The following is a 23,020-nucleotide window of genomic DNA, read 5'->3' on the forward strand; positions in this document are numbered from 1 at the left end:
ATCAACCCTCGTCCGGAGCGGTCTCGTCGAGCGCCCGCAGGATCTCGTCGGCGAGCATCGTGACCGTCCCCGCTCCGACTGTCAGCACGACGTCTCCGCCCTCCGCCAGCTCTGCGACCCGCGCGGGAGCATCGGCGAAGCGAGGCTCGTAATGCACCTCGGTCGTCGTCCGGTCCACCCGGTCGGTGATCACCCGGCTGTCCACGCCCTCGACCGGCTCCTCCCTCGCGCCGAAGATGTCCAGCACCACCACGACATCCGCCAGCGACAACGCCTCGGCGAATTCCCCGGCGAAGGCGAGGGTACGGGAGTACAGGTGAGGCTGGAACACGGCGACGACACGGCCGGCCTGCCCGGTGTCCTCGTGGCGGGCACGCACCTTCTCACGCGCAGCCGTCACGACGGCGCGGACCTCCGTCGGATGGTGGGCGTAGTCGTCGTAGACCTCCACCCCACCGACCCGGCCGTGGTACTCGAAGCGTCGACGCACCCCGTCGAAGGATGCGACACCGGCGGCCATCCCGTCGACCGGGGCGCCGACCAGGACGCCCGCGACCAGCGATGCCACGCCGTTGAGCAGCATGTGCTGTCCCGGGGTGCGCACGGTCACGTGGACGGTGTCGACGGAACCTGCGGCGAGCCGGACCTCCGCGTCAGTACCACCGTCCGACAGCGTGGCGGTCGACAGGATCTCCGCGGCCACGGGGACGGACGGATGGGCCGCGGCGGCGACCGAGGTCCCGTAGCCGAGCACACGGACCCCCTCGGCGACGTGGACCTCACCGGCGACGACGGACTCCGCCAGCCGTGCACTCCCGTCGTCGTCCAGACACAGGACGAGTGCACCGCCCGGGACGACACGTCCGGCGAACTGTTCGAAGACCTCCCGGTACGCCTGCTCCGTGCCGAAGAAGTCGAGATGGTCCGGCTCGATGTTGGTGACCACCGCGACCTCCGGCGAGTAGGACAGGAATGAGCCGTCCGACTCGTCGGCCTCCGCGACGAAGACATCGCCGGTGCCGTGGTGGGCGTTCGTCCCCGCCCGGTTGAGCTGCCCGCCGATGGCGAACGACGGGTCCATGCCCGCGTGCTGGAGTGCGACCACCGCCATGGAGGTCGTCGAGGTCTTGCCGTGGGTACCTGCCATCAGGACCGCCCGCCTGCCCTCCATCAGCAACGCCAGGACGTCGGAGCGCCGCAGCAGGGGGACACCGGCCTCGCGCGCCGCCACGAGCTCCGGGTTGTCCTGCGGGATGGCGGCGAAGGACGTCACGACCGCATCCGGCAGGCCACCGTCCGGCGTGCCCGCCGTCAGGTTCTCCGCGCGGTGCCCCACAGCGACCTCCGCGCCCGCCGCCCGCAGCGCCAGCACGATCCGTGACTCCTTCATGTCCGATCCGCTCACGGACACCCCCCGGTCCAGCAGGATCCGCGCGATGCCGGACATCCCGGCACCACCGATCCCGACCATGTGGACGTGCCGGAGGTCATCCACCGAACTCACCGTTGTGCTCACCTGCTACTCCCCTGCCTCACTGATGACGATCTCCGCGATGCGGTCCGCCGCATCGCGGTGTCCGGCCGCAGCCGCAGCGTCACCGGCACGCTGCAGCCTCTCCTTGTCCCGCAGAAGCGGGACGACCTCCCGCGCCACACGTCCGGGGTCGAGTTCAGCGTCGGGTACGATCACCCCGCCACCGGCGGCGACGACCGGACGGGCGTTGAGCTCCTGCTCCCCGTTGCCGTGCGGCAGAGGAACGTACACGGCCGGCAGGCCGCAGGCAGAGATCTCCGCCACGGTCATCGCACCCGAACGGCACAGAACCATGTCGGCGGCCGACAGGGCGAGATCCATACGGTCGATGTAGGGCACCGCGACGTACGCCGGGGCGCCGTCAATCGACGGCACCGACGGTGCCTCGTTCTTCCTGCCGTAGGCGTGCAGGACGCCGATACCGGCGTCGGCGAACGTTCCCGCAGCCCCACTGACCGCGGCATTGATGGAGGACGCACCCTGACTCCCTCCGGTGACCAGCAGGACCGGCCGGTCCTGGTCCAGCCCGAAGAACTCACGCGCCTCGGAACGCAGTGCCTGACGGTCCAACGCCAGCAGTGAGTCACGGACGGGGATGCCGACGACGTCGGCGTCGAGACCGGAGTCGGCGGTTGCGGCGAGGGCCCGTCCCCCGAGCCGGACACCGAGTTTGTTGGACATGCCGGCGCGCGCATTCGCCTCGTGGACCACGATCGGCACACCGAGCGACTTCGCCGCCAGGTAGGCGGGCGCCGAGACATAGCCGCCGAACCCCACGACCACGTCAGCCTTCAGGTCCTTGAGCGTGCGACGGGTCCGCCGCAGCGCCCCGACGAGGCGGAAGGGTAGCGTGAACAGATCCCTGTTCACCGTACGCGGCACCGGTACCGCAGGGATCAACTCGAGATCCACGCCCCGGGCGGGGACGAGCGTCGTTTCCAGGCCCCGGGTCGTTCCCAGGGCGGTCACGCGGGCGTCCGGGCGCGCCCGCCGGACGGACTCGGCCACGGCGAGGGCGGGCTCGATGTGACCCGCCGTCCCACCGCCCGCGAGGACGACGGATATCGGACGGGATGAGGGGGACACGGCTTAACGCCTCCTGCGGTTGTGCTGCTGACTGGTGCGGTGACGGGGTTCCGGCAACGGTTCGCGGGCCCCACGGTGACGTGAGGTGCCGGACCTGACCGGCTCGCCCGGCGGCGGCTGTCGTCGCCGGGTCACCGGTTCACCGTACCGCTTCGGCTGTTCGCGGACGCGCTCGCGACGCTCCTGGCCGGGCTTGTAGGGTTCCGGCTCCGGCAGGAACAGGATGCGGTCGATCAGCGGACGTCCTTCATGCTGCATCGACGACACCGTGGCAGGTTCATGCCGGGCGATGTTCGCCAGCAGTCCGAGGGAGGCGAGCGTGACCACCGCGGAGGAACCACCGGCCGAAATCAGCGGGAGCTGCACACCGGTCATCGGGAACAACCCCACGACATACCCCATGTTGTAGAACGCCTGGACCGTGATACCCATCGTCAGGGCCGCCGCAAGGAGCCGGAGGAAAGGATCGTTCTGCGCCATCGCGGTACGGATGCCGAACCAGGCGAGCACCCCGAACAGGATGACGACGAGTCCCGCACCGAGCAGTCCGAGCTCCTCACCGATGATGGCGAAGACGAAGTCGTTGGCCGCCTCTGGCAGATAGAGCCACTTCGCGCGTGACTGGCCGAGCCCTTGACCGAGCAGACCTCCGTCGGACAGCGAGAGGATCCCCTGCCGCGACTGGAACGTCGCACCGCGGGACGTCGCCTCGTCGAAACTCAGGGTGAAGGTCTCGGTCCAGGAGCTGAACCTCGCGCTACGGAACGCGTGCTGAAGGCTGAAGATCACGCCCGCCACACCGGCGACGGCGAGCACCGACATCAGCGCGGTCGTGCTGACACCGGCGAAGAACAGCATCGCCGCCACCACGGCGGCCAGCGACAGCATCATGCCGAGGTCGTCCTGCAGGAGCACCAGCCCCAGGATCACCGCCGCGACGATGAGGAACGGGTTAAGGACGAACCGCGCCGAACTGCTTACCCGGGAGCGGGCCGCCACGACGCTGCGCCCCAGACCGCCAGGGAGAACTTCGCGACCTCGGAGGGCTGGATGCCGACACCGGCGAAGCGGATCCAGGAGTTCGAGCCGACCTCGGTCCCGCCGACGCCGATGCCGGGGATCAGCACCAGGATCAACAGCACCACCGAGATACCCAGGAAGATCACCGAGAGGTTACGCACGGTGGACGGTGTCACCCGCAGGAAGAACCACATGGCGACGAGACCGGCGGCCACGACGACCGCCTGTTTCATGAACTCGCCGAAGACACCGGTGTCGCTGTCGATGGAGGTCACCATCGACGACGAGAGAACCATCGTCAGGCCGATCACGACGAGGATGGCGGTCACACTCATGATGACCTTGTAGTTGAACTGCGGCGTGTTCAGTACATGACGGAACTTGTCCCCGAGTCCCTGCCACGGCGACTCGGTGCGTCCGGAGTCGTTCTTCACCGTCATCGGTCAACGTCCTTTCCCGCCGGTTGTCCCGCCAGTTCCGCGAAGAGGTCGCCTCGTTGCGACATACCCTCGTACATGTCCAGTGACGCTGCCGCCGGGGCGAGGACGACACTGTCGCCGACGTCGGCGAGCGACCGGGCCGCCGCGACGGCCGCGACCATCGCGGCGACCGGGTCAGCGTCATCGATGACGCTCACCGGGAGATCCGGTGCCACCGCCGCCAACGCGTCCGCGAGGATCTGCCGGTCGACCCCCAACAGTACGGCTCCCCGGAGCCCGGGCGCGACCTCTGCGACGAGGTCGTCGACGGCGGCTCCCTTGAGCTGGCCACCGGCCACCCAGACAACGTGGTCGAGGCCGCGCAACGCCGCCGATGCGGCGTGGGGGTTCGTCGCCTTGGAGTTGTCCACCCAGCGCACACCGTCGGACTCGGCCACGACCTGGCCCCGGTGCGCCTGGACGCGGAAACCTGCCAGAGCGGTGGACACCGCCTCCGTCGACACGCCGACGCTGCGCGACAGCGCTGCCGCAGCCGCAGCGTCCGCCACACCGGCCGGACCGGGTGGGGAGATTCCCTCGGCGCTGGCGAGGTCCGTGAGCTGTCCGGTCGCCGCCTCCAGCTCGACGATCCGACCGTCCCGTACTCCGGTGACGACGGCCACAGGACCGTCCGCCAGCACGACCGCACCGGGGTCGCCGGTGGTGAAGGCACGCCGTTCACCGGAGACCACGTGCGCCCCTGACGTGACGTTCGGGTCGTCGGCGGCGATCACCGCGACCGCGCCGGTCAAGGCACGCATCTTGTCTGCAACGTAGTTCCCGAAGGAGCCGTGCCAGTCCAGGTGGTCCTCGGCGAGGTTCAGCACGCATCCCGCGTCCGGGGCGAACTCCGGCGCCCAGTGGAGCTGGAAACTCGACACCTCGGCAGCCAGGACGTCGATCCTCGGCTCAGCGCGCAAGGCCTCGCCCGGCGGTGTCCCGATGTTGCCGACCGCGCGTGAGCGTCGTCCGTCCGCCTGCAGGATCGCGTCGAGCATGGCCGTCGTCGTCGTCTTGCCGTTGGTCCCCGTGACCGCCAACCATGTCCTCGGCGCGCCGAACAGGGCGGCCCTGTCCGCCAACCAGGCCGCCTCGACATCGCCGACCACGGCGACCCCGGCCGCCGCGGCGGTGGTCGGGAGCGGCCCGTCCGGACGCCACCCCGGTGACGTGATGACCAGGTCGATGCGTCCGTCCCCCACCCGCGTCAGGGCTTCGGCGACGGTCACGGGGTGGCCACCGGTCTCCGTGCCCAGCATGCCGCCGGCGGCGACATTGTCGTCGGCGATCGTCACCGTGCACTCCAGGTCACCCAGCATCCGGGCAACCCCTGCACCGGCCACGCCGGCACCTGCGACGAGGACGCTACCGCCTCGCATCGCTTCGACGACCTGGTTCACCATGTGATCGTTCTCCTGTCGTGGGACTGTAGGTGTCAGAGTGGTGAGTTACTCAGCCACTCGGAGTAGAACACGGCCACACCGACCACGGCGAACAGCGCCGACAGCAGCCAGAAACGGACGGTGACCGTGGTCTCCGCCCACCCCCCGGCCTCGAAGTGGTGGTGGAAGGGTGCCATACGGAAGATGCGTCGCCCGGTGGTCTTGAAGGACACGACCTGGATGACCACGCTCGCCGCCTCCATGACGAACAGGAGACCGACGACGATCATCAGCAGCTCGGTCCGGGATGCGATGGACAGGCCGGCGACCAGGCCGCCGAGGGCCAGTGAGCCGGTGTCCCCCATGAAGATCTTCGCCGGGGCGGCGTTCCACCACAGGAATCCGACGCAGCCACCCAGTCCGGCGGCCGCGAGCATCGACAGGTCCAGTGGGTCCCGCACCGCGTAACACCCCGCCTCTGCCGCACCGGAGCACGAGTTGCGGAACTGCCAGAAGGTGATCACCACGTACGCCGACAGGACCATCGCCGTGACACCGGAGGCCAGTCCGTCAAGGCCGTCGGTGAGGTTCACGGCATTCGACCAGGCCGAGATCACCAGGTAGATGAAGATCAGGAAGAGGATCGTACCGATGACCGCTCCGCCGACAGCGAGGTCGAGGGTGTTGATGTCCCGGGTGAAGGAGAGTTTCGTCGACGCCGGCTTCAACCCGTCTGAGTTGGGGAACTGCAAGACCAGGAAACCGAAGATCAGGGCGGTGACCAGCTGCCCGGCCAGCTTCGCCTTCGCGTTCAGGCCGAGGTTCCGCCCCTTGACGACCTTGATGTAGTCGTCGGTGAAACCGAGCCCGCCGAGCGCGAGTGTCAGCCCGAGGACCAGCCAACCGGATACCCCGGGGCCGGTACCGTTGGTCACCAGACCGACGAGAACGGCGACGACGTAGCCTGCGGTGATGCCCGCCAGGATCGCGATACCACCCATGGTGGGTGTGCCACGCTTACGCAGGTGCGACTTGAGCCCCTCTTCACGGATCTCCTGGCCGATGCCTTCCGCCGAGAATCGCCGGATCAGCACAGGGGTGAGGAAGATCGAGACGAAGAACGCCACGAGGGCGGCGACGATGATCTGTGTCATGGCTTCGGTTACCTGCTCTCTTCTTCGCCGACGAACAGGCCCTCGGCAACACTCCACAGGCCGTCGGCGTAGGACGCCTTGACCAGGACGACATCATTGGGTTCGACGTTGAGGTCGAGGAAGTTGACGGCGGCGTCGGCGTTCTCGACCTGTCGCACGGAGACCCCGTGGGCTTCCGCAGCCTCCGCCAGCGCGCTCTGGTTGACCCCGTTACCCACGATCACCGCATGACCGATACGACGCTGGGCGAGGACTTCGCCGAGGTGCGCATGCTCGTCACGCGCGCCGTCGCCCAGCTCAGCCATCTGCCCCAGCACGGCCCAGCTCTGCACGTCAGAACGTCCGGCCGCGGTGTAGGCGAGGGCGTCGATACCGGCACGCATCGAATCCGGGTTCGCGTTGTAGGTGTCGTTGATGACCGTCACACCGTCCGCCCGGGTCCGTACGTCCATGCGGTTCGCGCTGGCGGCGACGTGACTGTTCAGGCTCCGGCGACAGTGGCGGCGTCCAGGCCGCATTCCATGCCGACAGCGGCGGCAGCGAGGGCGTTGGACACCTGGTGTGCCCCGAACACGCCGAGTGTGACCTGCACCGGATCCCCGTAGGGGTGGTGCAACGTGAACGACGCACGGGCGACCTCGTCCAGCGTGATGTCCGAGGCGTAGTAGTCCGCGTGGTCCGCCGCGGAACGCCCCTCCTCCGACATCGAGAAACGGATGATCCGCGCATCGGTCCGGGTCCGCATCGCCGAAACGTGGTCGTCGTCGGCGTTGAGTACGGCCAACCCGCCGTCGGCCGCGGACGGGAGGGACTCGACGAGTTCGCCCTTCGCCCGCGCGATCGCCTCACGGGAGCCGAACTCACCCAGGTGTGCAGTGCCGACGTTCAGGACGACGCCGATCCGCGGCGGTGCGATCCGGGCGAGGTGGGCGATATGGCCCTGGCCGCGGGCCGACATCTCGGCGACGAGGAACCTGGTGCTGCGCCCGGCCTTCAGGGCGGTGTACGGGTGCCCGATCTCGTTGTTGAAGCTTCCGGGGGGTGCCACGGTCTCGCCTGCACGGGTGAGGACGGCACCGAGGAGGTCCTTGGTCGAGGTCTTCCCGGCCGATCCCGTCACGCCGACGACGGTGAGTCCTTCCTCGGCGACCAGGGTGTCAGTGTTGTAGCGGGCGAGGCGTCCGACCGCGGTGAGCACACGTTCGCCCACACCGTCCGGGTCATTCTCGAGATAGGCCGCGTTGCGCTGGGCCGCGCCGGCGTCCGGGTCCGTGGAATCCTCGGCGGCCTCACACAGCAACGACGGCTGTCCGACGGGGCGTCCGACCATGGCCAGCGCAGCACCGTCACGCAGTGCCCCCGGGACGAAGTCGTGGCCGTCGACGCGCTCTCCCGGCAGTGCCATGAAGACGCTGCCGGGGGTGATCCGTCGTGAATCGAACTCGACGGGTCCGGTCACGACAGTTTCTGCCGTGGCACCGTCGACCAGGTGTCCTCCGGTGACCTCGGCAATGGTGCCGCTTGTCATCTCAATCATCGTGTCGGTTCCTGTCTGTCCTGTCGGTCCCTGAGTGCTTGTGCGAGTACTGCCACGTCATCGAACTCGAGGACCGTGTCCCCGACGATCTGTCCGGTCTCGTGACCTTTGCCGGCGACTATGACGATATCGCCCCGGCGGGCCCAGGTGACTGAGGCCCTGATCGCGTCGGCCCTGTCACCGATCTCGCGGAGGTCGGTGCCCCTGCTGTCCGCGATGTCCCGGGCCCCGGCGAGGACCTCAGCCCGGATGCCCCCGGGTTCTTCGTCGCGGGGGTTGTCGTCGGTGACGATCACCAGATCCGCGACTTTCGCCGCCTCGGCCCCCATCAGGGGGCGCTTCTCGTGGTCCCGGTTACCTCCGGCTCCGAGCACCACGCCGACGCGGCCCCCGTGTCCCGCGCGTTCCAACTGGTCGGCGAGCGTCGTCAGCGCGGCAGCCACAGCGCCGGGTTTGTGGGCGTAGTCCACCAACGCCAGGAAGTCCCGGGGGTAGCGGGTGTCACCCTCACCGACGGTCACCGCCTGCATTCTGCCGGGGACATGGACGTCGCCGAGCCTCGGTGCTGCCGTGGACACGTCGATGCCGGCCGCCCGGACACATGCCAGGGCCACGACGGCGTTCGCGACATTGAACACGCCGGGCAGGGAGAGCGGGAAACTGAAGGTGGGTTCGGGGAGGTCCGGGCCTCCGGGATGCGTCACCGTCACGTGCTGCAGACCGTCGGTCCCGATCTCGACCGAGTCAACCGACCATGACGCCGGTGCCACACCGGTGGTCGTCACCGTGGCGGCATTCTCCACGGTCTCCGCCAGTTCCCTGCCCCATTCATCGTCGACGCAGACCACGGAGGTCGGCAGCTCCCCGCCGGGATCCTGGGGCACGGTGAAGAGGAGCGACTTCGCCTGGAAGTAGTCCCGCATCGTCGGGTGGAAGTCCAGGTGGTCCTGGCTGAGGTTGGTGAAGCCGGCCACGTCGAAGTCGACCCCGCGCACCCTGCCCATCACCAGGGCATGGGACGACACCTCCATCACGACGTGGGTGACCCCCTCGTCGCGCATCCGGGCGAAAAGCCCCTGCAGCGTCGGCGCTTCCGGCGTCGTCAGCGACGTCGGGACCGCACGGCCGTTGATCCTGGTTCCGGTGGTCCCGATGAGGCCCACACTGTGGTCGTCGAGCAGCATCCGCTCGACCATGTACGACGTGGTCGTCTTCCCACTGGTACCGGTGACGCCGATCACGGTCATCGTCCGGGACGGGTGACCGTGGATCTCTGCGGCGACCGGTCCGAGCCATGCCCTGCAGTCATCGACCACCAGCACGACGGTCTGCACACCGTCCGTACGGAGTACGGTCAGCCCGTCCTCGTCGGTGAGGACGCAGCTGCCCGCCGACTGGCCGGCGAAGGATGCCCCGTGGGCCCGGGTCCCCGGCACCGCCATGAACATGCCGCCGACCGCGACCGAACGCGCGTCGATCGCGGCATCCGTCACGGGGAGTTTTCCTGCCCCACCGCGGGCACCTGACTCGCCGAGCACCACGAGACGCCCTCCGGTCAGATCCGCGAGTGCGGCCAGGGTGGGTGGTTTCACGCTCACTGCGCCTCCAGCGTCAGTCGGGGTGCGGCCTCCGGGGAGAGCGGCACATTGTAATGGTCGAGCAACCAGGACGTGATGTCCCGGAACAGTGGTGCGGCCGACTGGCCGCCGCTTCCGTCGGTCCCACGCTCGGGGTCGTCCAGCATGATGGCGACGACGAACCGGGGGTCGTCTGCCGGGGCGATACCTGCGTAGGTGATCCAGTAGTCGGAGTTGGAGTACGCCCGTGTCTCAGGGTCGATCTGTTGTGCGGTACCGGTCTTTCCACTGGTCTGGTACCCCTCGATGCCCGCGGTCGGGGCGGTGCCCTGCTGGACTCCCGTCGGGTCCGACTGGTTGACGGCCCGGAACATGTCGACCACCGTGCGTGCCGTCTCCGGGGAGACCACCTCCACCGACTCCGGTTCGTCCTGCGGAATGTCGTTGCCGGCGGCGTCGGTCACCGACTTGATGATGCTCGGCGTCACCCGCACACCGTCGTTGGCGAGCGCCTGGTAGATACTGGCCATCTGCAGCAGGCTCATCGACATGCCCTGCCCGATCGGCAGGTTGGCGAAGGTACCGCCGGACCACTGCGACAGGTCCGGGACATATCCGCTGGTCTCACTGGGCAGACCCAGATCCGTGGCCTGACCGATACCGAACTTCTGGACATAGTCCCAGAAACTCTCCTCGCCCACGCGGTCGGCCAACATCAACGTACCGACGTTCGAGGACTTACCGAAGATGCCTGTCGTGGTGTAGGGCACCACTCCGTGGTCCCACGCGTCCTTGACCGTCACACCGGACATGTCGATACTGCCCGGGACCTGCAGCACTTCGTCCGGGGTCGTCTTGCCGTCCTCGATGGCGGCCGCGGCGGTCATCACCTTCGCCACTGACCCGGGTTCGTAGGCGTCCTGCACGACGCGGTTACCGAAGACCTTGCCGTCCTCGAGCTGCTTGTCGATGTCGCCCTGCGGATTGATCGTGTCGGACGTCGCCATCGACACCACCTCGCCGCTCGTCGCGTCGAGCACCACCGCGGAGGCGGATTCGGCACCTGACTTGTCCTTGGCCTGCTGCACCAGCTGCTGAATGTAGGTCTGGGCCTCCAGGTCGAGGGTCAGCTCGTAGGCGTCGCCGTCCACGGCAGGGTGCCGGTCGCGCGTCGAACCGGGGATGGCGAGGCCGTTGGCCCCGACGTCGACGGTGCGGGAGCCGTTGGTGCCCTGCAACCGGGAATCCTGCGAGAGTTCCAGACCGAACTGACCCTCGTTGTCACGGCTGATCTTGCCGATGACGTTCTGCGCCACCGCACCGTTGGGGTACTGGCGGATGTCCTGACGTTCCACCGTGATCTCGGGGTACTCCTCGGAGACCTTCTCCGCGACGTCCGGGTCGACGTCGCGGACCAGGACCTCGTAGGTCGAGTCTGACGTGAGCTTGTCCCGGATGTCATCGGCCTTCACCCCGTCCGCCTCGGACTTGTCGTCGTCCGGATCGGTCTGACTGTCGGATTCATTGAGCAGCTCCGGCAGGCCTTCGGCGATCTCCCCGATCCGTTCTTCCGGTGCGGAGACGCCCTCGGGGTCAAGCTCATGGCGGTCCTCCATGAAGGACTCGAGCAGATGAGGATGCACCGACAGTGAGCGGGCCTCCATGGTGTAGGAGAGCCGCTGGCCGTTGCGGTCGACGATGCTGCCCCGGTGGGCGGGTTCGGTGATCACCGCCGTGCGCTGCTCACTGGCCATCGCAGACAACTCCGGCCCCTTGATCAGCTGTACCCAGGTCAGTCTGAGCAGCAACGCGAGGACCAGGACGACGACGATGATCAGCACCGCCGCACCGCGTTTACCGAAGCTGGCGGCACCGATGTCGAGGGTCTGCCAGGAGTTCCCGGGAACTCCTGACCTGGTGGACCGGGACGACGGTCGCGAGGGACGCGAGGGTCGCTGAGGTCGGGGGTCACGCCCGGCGTACTGCCTTCGGTCCCTGTCCTCGGCCAATGTGACCTCTCCCTTCCATGATGCTCACAGCATGATCCTGTCGACCGGACATGAAACCCGGTCGATTCATCCCGTCCATTGTCCTAGCACGGGTGCCACACCCGGGGCATTGGACGGGGGCGTGTCTTGTCGGCTGTGCTGTCAGTACGGAAGTTCACCGGTCGAGTCGGAACCACGCTGCCCCTCGCCGGCCGGTGCCGCGGAGTCACCGCCCGGGTTGTCGCGCCCGTCGCCACCGTTGTCCAGGGCCTGCGGGGCGAGTCCCGGAACCTGCCCGGTCGCCTCCGGGTCACTGGTCGGGCGCTGGGCACGGACCTCGCCGTTGATGTCGGTCACCGGGCGGGTCGCCTCAGGGTCGGCGGCCCGGAGTTCATTGACGTCGTCGCCGTTGACGTCAAGCACGCCCGCCTGGCCGGGGACGACCATGCCCAGTCGCGACGCCTCGGCCGCAATACGCTGGGTGGAGGACGCGTCCTCCACGTCGCGGTGCAACGACTCCAGCTCATTGGACAACGTCGTGCTCGTCGCTTCCGCCTCGGAGAGCTGGAAGGACTGCTCCGTCGTCTTTCCTGAGAGGTACATGGCGAACGCGACTCCGGCGACGAACAGCGCGAGCAGGACCACCCAGGTCCGCACCACTGAACGCTCAGCTGCGGACGGGACGGCGATCCGGCGCCCCCGGACCGTCACCTGCTGCCTGGAGCCCCGCCGCCTGACGGGGCTGGCGTGGGTACGGCGGCGATCTTCACGCCGGGGCGACGGGGTGACGACGGCGGACCTGTGGTCGTCGTGCCCGGTTACGCTGGTGCGTTGGCGGGTGCGCTGACGGGCTGCGGTGGCGGTGCTCATCTGGTTCCTCGCTGTGCGTCTCGGTGTGTCTGCTGGATTCGTCGGACTGCCCTGACCCGGACGGGCGCCGCCCGTGGGTTCTGCTCGATCTCAGCCTCGGCGGCTTTCTCCGAACCCCGGGTGACCAGCTCGAAATCCGGGGCGTAGTCGGGCAGGGCGACAGGTAGTCCCGGCGGGGTGTGGTCCACCGTCAGGTCGGCGAGAGCCTTCTTGACGATGCGGTCCTCCAGGGACTGGTAACTCATGAAAACCGCGACGCCTCCGACATGGAGGCGTGCCGTCGCCTCGGGGATGACTGCAGCCAGGGAATCCAACTCTGCGTTCACCTCAACCCGAAGGGCCTGGAAAGTGCGCTTGGCAGGGTGCCCCCCGGTGCGCCGGGACGCCGCCGGGATCGTGCGGTAGAGCAGTTCAACCAGGCGCCCTGAGGTCGTGAACGGCTCCGACTCGCGCTCACGAAGGACCGCGGAGGCGATTTTCCCTGCGAAGCGCTCATCTCCGTAGGTCTTCAGGATCCGCGCCAGGTCCCCGTGTGCGTAGTTGTTGAGGATGTCGGCGGCCGTGGTCGGCAGATCCGGGTCCATCCTCATGTCCAGCGGTGCGTCCTGTGCATAGGCGAACCCGCGGTCCGCCTGATCCAGCTGCATCGACGACACACCGAGATCGAAGAGGTAGCCTGAGACGCCGACCTCCCGGACGGTCTCCGGAAGTTTTCCGTCGTCCACCAGCGTGTCCAGTGCGTCCCCGAGTCCGTCGAACCTGGTGCGGTAAGCGAGAAACCGGTCGCCGAAACGCGACAGTCGCTCCCGTGCCTGGGTCAGCGCGGCGGGATCGCGGTCGAGGCCGACGACCACCGCCTGGGGGAAGCTCTCAAGGAACACCTCGGTGTGTCCCCCCGCCCCCAGGGTCCCGTCGACGATCACGGGTGTCTCCGGTGCCCCGGACGAGGCCACCCCCTCACCGACGAGTTCCACCATACGGTCACGCATGACCGGGACATGCCCGTGCTCGCCAGAGACGCGTGCGTTCTTGTCGTCATCGGCGACGGTCATCGAGGAGGTCCTTTCTTCAGGGGCGGTTGTCCGGTCCTGTTCACTTCACGTGGTCATCACAACGCCGCCGGGACTGTACACGGGGCCTCACCTGCACGGGCCCGTTTGATGTCGGGGAAGTACATCAAATCAAGGTCGTCCGCGCAGATGAGGGCCGGCACACAGTCCCACCGGCGTCGCGGGGCATACGGCGGTCACCAACGACTGTCAGAGGATCCCGGTGAGAGAGTCGTCATCGCCGTCGGCGAAAGTGGACTCATGCTCTTCCAGGTAGGCCTCCCAGGCCGCCGCGTCCCAGATCTCGATGAAGTCGACCGAACCGATGACGACGCAGTCCTTGTTGAGGCCCGCGTAACTCCGGTGCCCGGCGGAGAGGGTTATCCTCCCCTGCTTGTCGAGCTCCTGCTCATCGGCGCTCGCCGCCAGGTTCCTGACGTATGCCCTCGCCTGCGGGTTCGCCCGTGACGCCGCCGCTGCTTTCGCGGCGCGCACCTGGAATTCCGCCCTGGTGTGGACAGCGAGGCTGTGGTCCTGCCCGTTGACGACGACCAGCCCGTCCGCCAACTGCTCGCGGAACTTGGCGGGCAAGGTCAACCGACCCTTGTCGTCGAGCTTCGGGGTGAAAGTGCCGAAGAACATGTCGGCCCCCTTCCCCGGTCATCCGGACATCTGAGACGTTGTTGCCGTATGCGTTCTCTGTGAAGTTGTCCCGGGACCAGTCTGCCCCAGTGCGCCCCACAGTACCCCACTTCCAACCACAGTGACTAGCCCACGAGTCACAGAAGACCACAAAAATCGCACTGCGCACCGTCGTAGTGGCGGATAGCCCGCAAGATTACCGCTTTGAACTGTGATTATAAGAATTTCAGCACAGTGGGGGAAGGTGGGGTCTTTTTCCACGACAGCAGCGGATATTGGGCACGTCGGACCCCGTTGACCGACTTCGAGCGGTTCCTGACGGCACAGTGGGGCATTGTGGGGCACACGGGGGCATGAGGGTCGTCGTCAACCGGACACGACAAAACGGGCGGGCCCCGATCACTGATCGGAGCCCGCCCGTGGGGTGCGCGGGATTACGGAAACCCGCAGTAAACTATTCGAACCGCTTCCGGAAGCTGTCCTCCATACGGTCAGCGACACCACCGCTCTTCGGCCCGGAGCCTGACTTCCCGGACGGCGGCCCTGATTTCCCAGCACCGGAGCCCGACGCGCCACCCCCACGGAAAGCCAGCAGCCCGCCGCCGAACATCACGAGGAAACCGACGACGCCGAGGGCCACAAACCAGAGACTGTTCTGGGACAACGCGATGCCGGCGATGAGGAGACACACGCCGAGGAGGAACACCGCGACCGAGCGGATTCCAATGCTGAAGCCACCGCCGGCCGGACCGTCTCCGGCGGCCTGCCTGGCAAGGTTAGGGTCGTCGGCAATCAGCGCCTGCTCGATCTCCTGCAGCATGCGCCGTTCCTGTTCTGAAAGGGCCACGATCGTCCTCCCCTGAGGTGTCGGGTGTCGATATTTACCGGAAGTTCTTTCTCTACCGTCTCAACGCACGATGGGTGGAAAAAGTTCCGTACTGATGTCTTTCAGCCTACCCCAGGACCGCCTTCCCACCGTCACGCAACCTCAGGCAGGTAGCCGACGCGACCCCGGACGACATCGAGGAAGTCGCAGGCATCCTGGTACACCTCGGTCACCTGCGCTTCCGACAGGTCAGGAACCAGTCCCATCTCCACCTGGGCGACCAGGCGGGCATGCGGAGCGAAGCGCCGGCACCAGGTCTCCATCTCCTCATCTCCGGCGAGTGCCCGCACCTTTTCCCATGCACTTCCCGGCGGCAGTCTCCGTCGCTTCTTCCTGGCGAACTGGATGACCGCACCTGCTGCGCGCAGCGCGGCACGGTACGCCCATGTCAACCGTTCCTCACGGACGAGGTCCGTGCGACTGAGCTCAAGCAGTCGCTCCGCCTCGATCACGAATGTGTCCGGCGGAACGGCCCCACCCTTGTGCGACCTGTTCATCCTGGCAACATTGCCGGCAGCTCCCTGTGCCATGCCCGCCTCCTTCCCGAACCGTCCCGTCCGTTGACCGGTGTTGATGTCCCTCACGGTACGAAGACAACCGGACACGGAACGCGGGCCGCAGCACCATTTAGAACGTATGTTCGAGTTTGGCCGTTTGTGCGAGCCCGTCCGATCCGTTTGCCACAATGGAGAGGTGACCGACGACCACCAGATCAGCGTATGCACCCTTCCGGTGCAGGACTATGTCCGCCGCATTGACCAGCTTGTCGACATCCACCTGCGGGCGATGTCGTACCCGCCGGAGACCTTCCACCAGCGTCGACAACTCTGGTTGGCCAATGCCCGGAAACCAGGGTTCAGCTGTGTGGTCGCACTGATCCACCCGTCCCGGTCGCTACCCGACACCGGAAGCTCAGCACACCGTGCGGTCGGGGTGGCCTACGGTTTCCCGGGTGACTGCTCCAGCTGGTGGTACAGGGAAGTGCACCGCGGGCTGATCTCCGCCGGTCACACGTCCGAGGAGGCCGACGCCCTGCTCGCGGACTACGACGAGATCTCCGAAGTCCATGTGCATCCCGACTACCAGGGACGAGGAATCGGCCGGAGAATGCTCACCACGCTTCTTCCCCATCTCCACCGACCGGTCTCCCTGCTCTCCACCCCGGAAGTCGCCGACGAAGCCAATGCCGCATGGTCCCTCTACCGTGACACCGGCTTCCGGGATGTCCTGCGGGGATTCCGGTTCGGCTCCGACCCTCGGCCGTTCGGGGTCCTCGCTCTCACCCGCACCTGACGGGGCGCGTCACCGTACCATGTCCTGGCCCAGCTCAGGACCCCATGCCGGCGCCATCCCCAGGTTATGGAGCACCTCCTGGGTTGCGCGGACGTTGTTCATCGTCATGAAGTGCAGGTCGGGTGCCCCCTCAGCGATGAGTCGCTCCGCCATCCTCGACGTGACCTCGATACCTGCCTCACGGATCCCCGCGGCGTTCTTCACCTCATCACCGGCAGCGGCACGGGTCAGCAGATCATCGAGCTCCTTCGGCAACGAGGCACCGGACAGCTCCAACTGCCGACGTACCGACTTCAACGAGGTGATCGGCATCAGACCGGGAATGATCGGTTTCGCACCATGCACCGGGTCCGCAGCCGCCAACCGATCCCGCAACCGGAGGTAGTGGTCGACGTCGAAGAACATCTGGGTAATGGAGTAGCTGGCCCCCGCCCGCAGTTTCTGCAGCGTATAACGGGTGTCATCCTCCAGACTCCCCGCGCGGTAGTGCCCTTCGGGGAAAGACGCGATACCGATGTCGAAGTCGGCGCATTCGGGTATGGACCGTACAAGCTCGATCAACTCGTGGGCGAAGTTGAGCCCCCCGTCGACCGGCGTCCAGTCCCCCATCGGGTCGCCCGGAGGGTCGCCCCGTAAGGCCAACAGGTTCGTCAGTCCCAGTGAGGCGAACTCGCGCAGAATGTCGCGGAGCTCCTCCTCCCGGTGGTCGACCAGGGTGAGGTGAAGCAACGTCGTCAACGGTTTGACCGCCAACCGGGACGCCACCCGCTCCGTGCGCTCCCTGCTCGACCCCCCGGCACCGTACGTCACCGACACGAAACTGGCGCCGAGGTCGTGAAATGCCTCCGCTGCGGACCAGAGACGCTGCTCTGCAGCGTCGTTGCGCGGGGGCATGAACTCCACCGAAAACGGGACGCGTCCAGGCGTACCCCACTTGAGGGTGTCTGCGACGGCGACCTGCAGGCTCGCCGGGGCGGGGCGGTGAGTTTCATTGACCATAGGGCCCCATCCTAGAAGACCCTCCCCCGCCTCCGGCAGGTCGAGGTCTGCTTTCCCCACCACGGTCCCTACTATTGGGTGGAACCGGACGCGAATGCGCTCCCCCACCTAGTTACGGAGGACCCACCGATGGCCGACGCCGCCCCGACGAAGACCTGGCACGTCGACGCGCCGCTGACCGACGTCCCCCCTGTCGTCGACGACACCCTCGCGGAGTTCCTGGCTGCCAGGCACGCGGAGTTCGACGGCATCGACCCCGTCATCGCACAGGGCATCACCGAACTCGGCGGGTTCGTCGTCGGTGGCAAACGACTCCGTCCACTCTTCGCCTGGGCCGGTGTCCGCGCCGCACTGGAAGGCGGTGGAGGACGGCTCGACCACGCGACCGACGCAGACAACCTGATCGCCGCCGTCAGTTCCCTGGAGTTCATCCAGGCGTGTGCGCTGATACACGACGACATCATCGACCACTCGGACACCCGCCGAGGACGCCCCACTGTCCACCGTTCCTTCGAGTCGCGCCACCGCCGCGACCAGTGGCACGGTGATGCCGGTGACTACGGGGTCAGTCAGGCCATCCTCGTCGGCGACCTCGCCTTCGCCTGGGCGGACGACATGCTCGCCGACTCCGGAATCTCGGCCGAGTCCCTGCTGCGCGCCCGGACACCCTGGCGTGCGATGCGCACGGAGGTCATCGCCGGACAGATGCTCGACATCTCGGTGGAGGCCAGCGGTTCCGAAGATCCTGAGGCGTCCGCGAAGGTCAACACCTACAAGACCGCCGCCTACACCGTGGAACGGCCACTGCACCTCGGTGCCGCCCTCGTGGACGCTCCCGAGCGGACGGTGCAGATGCTGCGCGCCGCGGGCCGTGACATCGGCATCGCCTTCCAGCTGGAGGACGACTATCTCGGGGTCTTCGGTGACCCCGTCGTCACCGGGAAGGCGTCCGGTGACGACCTCCGCTCCGGGAAACGGACGTACCTCGCCGCGACCGCCCTGCGCGCCGCCGACGCCACCGACCCGGCCGCCGCGGCCCGGCTGCGTGCCGGTATCGGCACAGTCACGTCTGAGTCGGAGGTGGACGACCTCCGTGCGATCATCGTGGACTCCGGAGCCGCCGACGACACCACCGCACGTATCCGGTCGCTCACCGACCGTGCCATCGGCACCCTCCGCCACGGCGGACTCGGTGCCTCGGTGACCGAGGAGCTCATCACCGTCGCCGAGCAGCTCACCGAGAGGAGGAGCTGAACCGTGCTGAGAACCGTCGGAGCCCGGGTCCGCGACATGCCGCGTCGCCGCGCCGTCCTGCTCGGAGTGATCGGTTCGGTCCTGCTGGCGTTGTGTTCCCACTCGGTGGGAGCGACCCGCAACCGCGGCGGGGTCCTCCAGGAACTGGGGTGGTCGAACCTGGGGTTCGGGCACCTGTACGGGATCGTCGTCGTATTCATGTGGGTGGCGATCCTGCTGATGATCCTCTCCTGGATCGTGGTCGGCGGACGGATCGTCCGCCTGGGGGAAGCGCTGGGAGCCCGGACGCTCATCGCCTGGGTCGCACCGTTGTTCTTCGCCGGGCCGCTGATGAGCCGTGACATCTACTCCTACCTGATGCAGGGCACCCTCGCCCGCGACGGGTTCAACGCCTACGATGTCGGCGCCTCCGCCAATCCCGGCCGCATGTTCTTCGAGGTGAGCGGGGACTGGCGGAACACGACGACGCCGTACGGCCCGCTCCACCTGTGGATCGGGGAAGGTATCACACGGATCACCGGGGACAACATCACCGCGGGGATCATCGTCTACAAGATCCTCTCGTTGGCCAGCTTCGCCGTCCTCGCCTGGGCGGTGGCCGGCCTGGCCCGGCAACTCGGGTCCTCGCCGCACCTCGCGGTATGGATCGGGGTGGCCAACCCCCTCGCTGTCATCCATTTCATCGGCGGCATGCACAACGAGGTCACCATGATGGCCCTCGTCTGCGCCGGACTGCTCCTCGGCCTGCGAGCCGCACCGGTGCGTGGTCTGGTCTACGGATCGGCCCTGATCGGAGCCGGTGTCTCACTGAAAGCGACCGCCCTGTTCGCACTGCCGTTCCTGGTCTGGGTCTTCGTGGCACGACGCGCCGGCACACTCCCCGGTGAGGATGCCCCCCGCCGTCGCCTCCGGGAGATCCTCCGGGATCTCCGTCAGTTCACCCCCGCCCGCCTGGTGACAATGCTGATCGGTGGGCTCGGTTCCGCCGTGGTGATGCTGGCGTCCGTCGTCGTGATCACCTGGGCGAGCGGCCAGACCTGGGGTTGGGTCGCCGAAATCAGCGGAAACACCAAGGTCATCAACCCCCTCTCCCTGGCGTCCCTGCTGGCCGGTTTCCTCGTGCGGCCGTTGAGCCTGGTCAACGAGGAGATCTACTTCAACGAGATCGTCGCGGTCCTGCGGCCGGTCACGATGGCGCTGATGCTGCTGGGGCTCGTGGTCTGCTGGCTCATCTGGCGGCGCGGGCCGCGTGACGCCATGGTCGGTGCGACAGCCGCCTATGCGGTGACCTGCGTCCTCAATGCCGTCGTCCTGCCCTGGTACTACATGGCACCGCTGGCGCTCTTCGGGGTCTGGGTCCGTGACCGCCGTGCGGTGATCGTCGTGGCCTGGTTGTCGATGGTCATGTCCATGACCTTCGACGGAGGCGGCAACAACCGCCTCTACTCACTGTGGTGGCTCATCGTCATCGGAGTCGTGATGTGGTGGACCGCCACCACCTGTCTCAGGGACTCAGCCGATGGCCATCGCCTGGGCACGACGCATGACCTCCCTGGCGAGGTGCCCGTGGAGAGCGTCGACAGGACGCCCCGGCAGTGACCCGTCCTCGGTGAACAGGAACTCCAGGATCTCCTCGTCCGAGTAACCCCCGTCCGCCAACAGGGCGATGAGACCGGGCAGGAACCGGTTGATGTCACCGGCGTCGGTGAAGAACCGCGCCGGAATCTGCCGGACGCCGTCCACCTGCACCGCCACCAGACGGTGACTGTTGAGGTCATCCATGACCCGGGTCACCAGGACACCGAGCAGTTCTGCGGTTTCAGGGACGTTGAGGACCCGTTCACCAGCCGGGAGTCCCGACACGGCGGACGTGAGCTCACGTCCCGCCACCGCCCCCTCGTCGGCACGGTCGGACCCGGAGGTGACGTCAGGATTGTCGCTGTTGTTATTCGTACTCACGGCATCCACCCTATCCCGTCCTCCCGACTTTCCCGGACTGCCCCGTATACTTCCCCGGTAGCCGTAAATGAAAGGAGGCGGGTCGAACATCATGGAATCCCAGCTGCGACCGGGGGACCTGTTGGACAACCGGTACCGCATCGGCGAGACGATCGCCCGCGGAGGAATGTCGGTGGTCTACCACTGCGTCGACACCAGACTGGACCGCGACCTCGCCGCCAAGGTCCTCGACCCGGGTTTCGCCCGGGAGCCCGCGTTCCGTGCGCGGTTTGAACGCGAGGCGCGGGCCGTGGCCCGCCTGAACCACCCGTGCCTGGTCAACGTCTTCGACCAGGGGGTTGACCACCGTCCGGACGGGGACCATGTGTTCCTGGTCATGGAGCTGGTGCCTGGAGGTACGCTGCGCGAGCTCCTTCGCGAACGCGGTCCCATGCCACCGCACGCGGCACTGGCGGTGATGGGTCCGGTCCTCGAGGCTCTCGCCCTGGCACACCACGAGGGGATGGTCCACCGGGACGTGAAACCGGACAACGTCCTCATCCGGGACGACCACCAGGTCAAACTCGCCGACTTCGGGCTGGTCCGTGCCTCCCGTCGTGACGTCTCGTCCGGGGGGCCGGTGATCGGCACCGCCGCCTACCTCTCCCCCGAACAGGTCCGGGGCGGACATGTGGGCCCGGAGGGCGACGTCTACTCCGCCGGCATCCTGCTGTTCGAACTCCTCACCGGACGGACCCCGTTCCGGGGCTCCTCACCCGAAGAGACCGCGTTGATGCGACTCGACAACGAGGTTCCCCCACCGTCGGGTCTCATCGCAGGCGTCCCGCCAGAGCTCGATGACCTGGTCCTTCGGGCCACACGCCAGAACCCCGCCGAACGTTTCGTCGACGGGGGCGCCTTCCTGGCCGCTGTCCGGGACACCCGCCGCGATCTCGGCCTTCCCGACTTCCAGGTCCCCGCGCCCACGGCCAGCGCCGTCCACCGCGCGCTGGAGGGGTCTGTCGTCTCGGACCGGTTGAGTTGGGACGACGACGCCATGGCCACCAGCATGTTCGCCACCGGGACCACCAAGACCCGCGATGACCTCCCGGCGGCACACACCGCCGAAACCAACCTCGTTCCCCAGGTCTCACCCACCCCTGACCCGGACTATCCCCCCGGACCTCAGCAACCCGGTGACGACCAGTCCGAGGTTCAGGAATACACGCCTCCCCGCTCCCGGCCGTTGACCAACCGCGGCAGCGCAGCCACGCTGATCTGGGGTGTCCTGCTCGTCATCCTCGTGATCGGGGTCGCCGTCGCGGGTTGGTGGGTGACGTCCGGCCGGTACGGTGAAATCCCCCAGGTCCTCGGTCAGGATGTCTCGGGCGCCCGTGCGGCGGTCGAGGCGGCCGGGTTCACCGCCACCGTCAGCGAGGTCTACTCCGATGATGAGCCGGAGGAGACCGTGACCGGAACGGACCCCGACGCGGGCGAACGGGCGTTGCGCGGCGATGACGTCGCGGTCCTCGTCTCCCAGGGCCGTCCCACCGTCCCTACCCCGGGAGCGACCGACAACCTCTCCGCCTACCAGGCGAAGTTGTCCGACAGGACGTTAACCTGGACCGTCGGGGAATCTGTGTACTCCGACGACGTCAGGTCGGGTATCGTCGCCGAGGTTACCCCCAGGGCAGGACAGGCGGTGGACACCGGGACCGAGGTCACCGTCAAGGTCAGTAAAGGCGCGAAGCCGGTGAAAGTGCCGGACGTCTCCGGCATGTCCGAGCGTCAGGCGCGTCGGGCGATCGAGTCCGCAGGTCTGGAGGTCGGTGACGTCGAACGCCGGTTCGACAAGGACGTCGACGGTGGGGACGCCATCGGTACCGACGTCGACGCCGGAAGCGAGATTCCCGGTTCCTCCCCGGTCACCCTGATCCTCTCCAATGCGATCACCGTGCCGGACCTGGAGGGTATGAGTGCCGACGAGGCTGCCGCGGAACTGCGCGACCTCGGCCTGTCCCCCGGTACCGGCGACGGGGTGTCAGACGCCTCCGTCTCCCGCGGTGACATCGCCGACCAGGAACCTTCAGCAGGAACCCGTGTCGACCCCTCGGAGTCGACGACGGTCACGCTGCGGGAATCGACCATGGTCCGGGTGCCCTTCGTCATCGGACGGTCAGTGGACAGCGCGACAAAAGCCCTCGAAGACGAGGGCCTGAAGGTCACGGTCGACGGGCGGGAGGACGGGCGTGTGATCACCCAGTCTCCGGGGCCGACCTCACGCGCCGCCGTCGGCGACACGGTCACGGTCCGGACCCTGTAGACTGCCGGT

Annotated in this window: 19 protein-coding genes and 1 pseudogene; 4 read left to right on the forward strand and 16 right to left on the reverse strand. The window is 67.5% G+C overall.

Translation table 11 applies throughout. The features are described from left to right. Nucleotide 1: 1 nt before the first annotated feature. The 14 genes and pseudogenes from murC to BJF89_RS13275 all read right to left on the reverse strand — a co-directional run bounded on the left by murC (nucleotide 2) and on the right by BJF89_RS13275 (nucleotide 15,734). Nucleotides 2-1,471: a UDP-N-acetylmuramate--L-alanine ligase gene (gene murC / locus BJF89_RS13215; RefSeq protein WP_222843849.1), complete on the reverse strand. Its 1,470-nt coding sequence runs from the start codon at nucleotides 1,469-1,471 to the stop codon at nucleotides 2-4. 48 nt (nucleotides 1,472-1,519) lie between these two features. Continuing rightward, complete coding sequence (gene murG / locus BJF89_RS13220) at nucleotides 1,520-2,620, reverse strand: undecaprenyldiphospho-muramoylpentapeptide beta-N-acetylglucosaminyltransferase (RefSeq protein ID WP_075815563.1); 1,101 nt, start codon at nucleotides 2,618-2,620, stop codon at nucleotides 1,520-1,522. Between the two features lie 3 nt (nucleotides 2,621-2,623). Further along, a complete protein-coding gene (locus BJF89_RS13225) occupies nucleotides 2,624-3,619 on the reverse strand; it encodes an FtsW/RodA/SpoVE family cell cycle protein (RefSeq protein ID WP_255372652.1) in 996 nt (331 codons plus the stop codon). Beyond that, complete coding sequence (locus BJF89_RS19700) at nucleotides 3,598-4,080, reverse strand: FtsW/RodA/SpoVE family cell cycle protein (RefSeq protein WP_255372653.1); 483 nt, start codon at nucleotides 4,078-4,080, stop codon at nucleotides 3,598-3,600. Before BJF89_RS19700 ends, BJF89_RS13225 begins: the two co-directional genes overlap by 22 nt. Further along, nucleotides 4,077-5,522, reverse strand: coding sequence for a UDP-N-acetylmuramoyl-L-alanine--D-glutamate ligase (gene murD, locus BJF89_RS13230; protein ID WP_075815565.1), 1,446 nt, complete (start codon nucleotides 5,520-5,522; stop codon nucleotides 4,077-4,079). The genes BJF89_RS19700 and murD overlap by 4 nt, the downstream gene beginning before the upstream one ends. A 32-nt stretch (nucleotides 5,523-5,554) precedes the next feature. Further along, complete coding sequence (mraY, locus tag BJF89_RS13235; protein ID WP_075815567.1) at nucleotides 5,555-6,655, reverse strand: phospho-N-acetylmuramoyl-pentapeptide-transferase; 1,101 nt, start codon at nucleotides 6,653-6,655, stop codon at nucleotides 5,555-5,557. 8 nt (nucleotides 6,656-6,663) lie between these two features. Next, a pseudogene (gene murF, locus BJF89_RS13240) lies at nucleotides 6,664-8,192 on the reverse strand (UDP-N-acetylmuramoyl-tripeptide--D-alanyl-D-alanine ligase). Next, a complete protein-coding gene (locus BJF89_RS13245) occupies nucleotides 8,189-9,790 on the reverse strand; it encodes a UDP-N-acetylmuramoyl-L-alanyl-D-glutamate--2,6-diaminopimelate ligase (RefSeq protein ID WP_075815569.1) in 1,602 nt (533 codons plus the stop codon). Before BJF89_RS13245 ends, murF begins: the two are co-directional and overlap by 4 nt. After that, nucleotides 9,787-11,646 (reverse strand): penicillin-binding protein 2, encoded by a 1,860-nt coding sequence (locus BJF89_RS13250; protein ID WP_255372666.1) that lies wholly within the window; start codon nucleotides 11,644-11,646, stop codon nucleotides 9,787-9,789. Before BJF89_RS13250 ends, BJF89_RS13245 begins: the two co-directional genes overlap by 4 nt. 273 nt (nucleotides 11,647-11,919) lie before the next feature. After that, nucleotides 11,920-12,627: a hypothetical protein gene (locus tag BJF89_RS13255; protein ID WP_075815573.1), complete on the reverse strand. Its 708-nt coding sequence runs from the start codon at nucleotides 12,625-12,627 to the stop codon at nucleotides 11,920-11,922. Further along, on the reverse strand, nucleotides 12,624-13,679 hold the full coding sequence (gene rsmH / locus BJF89_RS13260) for a 16S rRNA (cytosine(1402)-N(4))-methyltransferase RsmH (RefSeq protein ID WP_075815575.1): 1,056 nt from the start codon (nucleotides 13,677-13,679) through the stop codon (nucleotides 12,624-12,626). Before rsmH ends, BJF89_RS13255 begins: the two co-directional genes overlap by 4 nt. Nucleotides 13,680-13,886: 207 nt before the next feature. Further along, the gene (mraZ, locus tag BJF89_RS13265) at nucleotides 13,887-14,318 is read right to left on the reverse strand and encodes a division/cell wall cluster transcriptional repressor MraZ (protein WP_075815577.1); all 432 of its coding nucleotides are present in this window, start codon (nucleotides 14,316-14,318) and stop codon (nucleotides 13,887-13,889) included. 454 nt (nucleotides 14,319-14,772) lie between these two features. Then, nucleotides 14,773-15,165 carry a DUF3040 domain-containing protein gene (locus tag BJF89_RS13270; protein WP_075815579.1) on the reverse strand — a complete coding sequence of 131 codons (393 nt, stop codon included), beginning with the start codon at nucleotides 15,163-15,165 and terminating at the stop codon, nucleotides 14,773-14,775. A gap of 131 nt (nucleotides 15,166-15,296) precedes the next feature. After that, the gene (locus tag BJF89_RS13275; RefSeq protein ID WP_075815580.1) at nucleotides 15,297-15,734 is read right to left on the reverse strand and encodes an SAV_6107 family HEPN domain-containing protein; all 438 of its coding nucleotides are present in this window, start codon (nucleotides 15,732-15,734) and stop codon (nucleotides 15,297-15,299) included. Between the two features lie 163 nt (nucleotides 15,735-15,897). On the opposite strand from BJF89_RS13275, the gene BJF89_RS13280 reads away from it, so the two are divergent. Beyond that, nucleotides 15,898-16,497 carry a GNAT family N-acetyltransferase gene (locus tag BJF89_RS13280; RefSeq protein ID WP_075815581.1) on the forward strand — a complete coding sequence of 200 codons (600 nt, stop codon included), beginning with the start codon at nucleotides 15,898-15,900 and terminating at the stop codon, nucleotides 16,495-16,497. A gap of 9 nt (nucleotides 16,498-16,506) precedes the next feature. On the opposite strand, the gene BJF89_RS13285 is transcribed toward BJF89_RS13280, so the two are convergent. Beyond that, on the reverse strand, nucleotides 16,507-17,496 hold the full coding sequence (locus tag BJF89_RS13285) for a methylenetetrahydrofolate reductase (RefSeq protein WP_075815582.1): 990 nt from the start codon (nucleotides 17,494-17,496) through the stop codon (nucleotides 16,507-16,509). Nucleotides 17,497-17,625: 129 nt separating this feature from the next. Between BJF89_RS13285 and BJF89_RS13290 the strand changes: the two genes are divergently transcribed. Next, nucleotides 17,626-18,750 (forward strand): polyprenyl synthetase family protein, encoded by a 1,125-nt coding sequence (locus tag BJF89_RS13290; RefSeq protein ID WP_075815583.1) that lies wholly within the window; start codon nucleotides 17,626-17,628, stop codon nucleotides 18,748-18,750. Between the two features lie 3 nt (nucleotides 18,751-18,753). Continuing rightward, on the forward strand, nucleotides 18,754-20,349 hold the full coding sequence (locus tag BJF89_RS13295; protein WP_075815584.1) for an alpha-(1->6)-mannopyranosyltransferase A: 1,596 nt from the start codon (nucleotides 18,754-18,756) through the stop codon (nucleotides 20,347-20,349). Here the strand turns inward: BJF89_RS13295 and BJF89_RS18920 are convergent. Further along, on the reverse strand, nucleotides 20,263-20,613 hold the full coding sequence (locus tag BJF89_RS18920) for an Rv2175c family DNA-binding protein (RefSeq protein WP_369803732.1): 351 nt from the start codon (nucleotides 20,611-20,613) through the stop codon (nucleotides 20,263-20,265). The genes BJF89_RS13295 and BJF89_RS18920 overlap by 87 nt on opposite strands. Before the next feature lie 187 nt (nucleotides 20,614-20,800). Between BJF89_RS18920 and pknB the strand changes: the two genes are divergently transcribed. Beyond that, nucleotides 20,801-23,011: a Stk1 family PASTA domain-containing Ser/Thr kinase gene (gene pknB, locus BJF89_RS13305; protein ID WP_075815585.1), complete on the forward strand. Its 2,211-nt coding sequence runs from the start codon at nucleotides 20,801-20,803 to the stop codon at nucleotides 23,009-23,011. Nucleotides 23,012-23,020: the final 9 nt, after the last annotated feature.

Source organism: Corynebacterium sp. CNJ-954 (assembly GCF_001942345.1).
In the GTDB taxonomy this organism is placed as follows: domain Bacteria; phylum Actinomycetota; class Actinomycetes; order Mycobacteriales; family Mycobacteriaceae; genus Corynebacterium.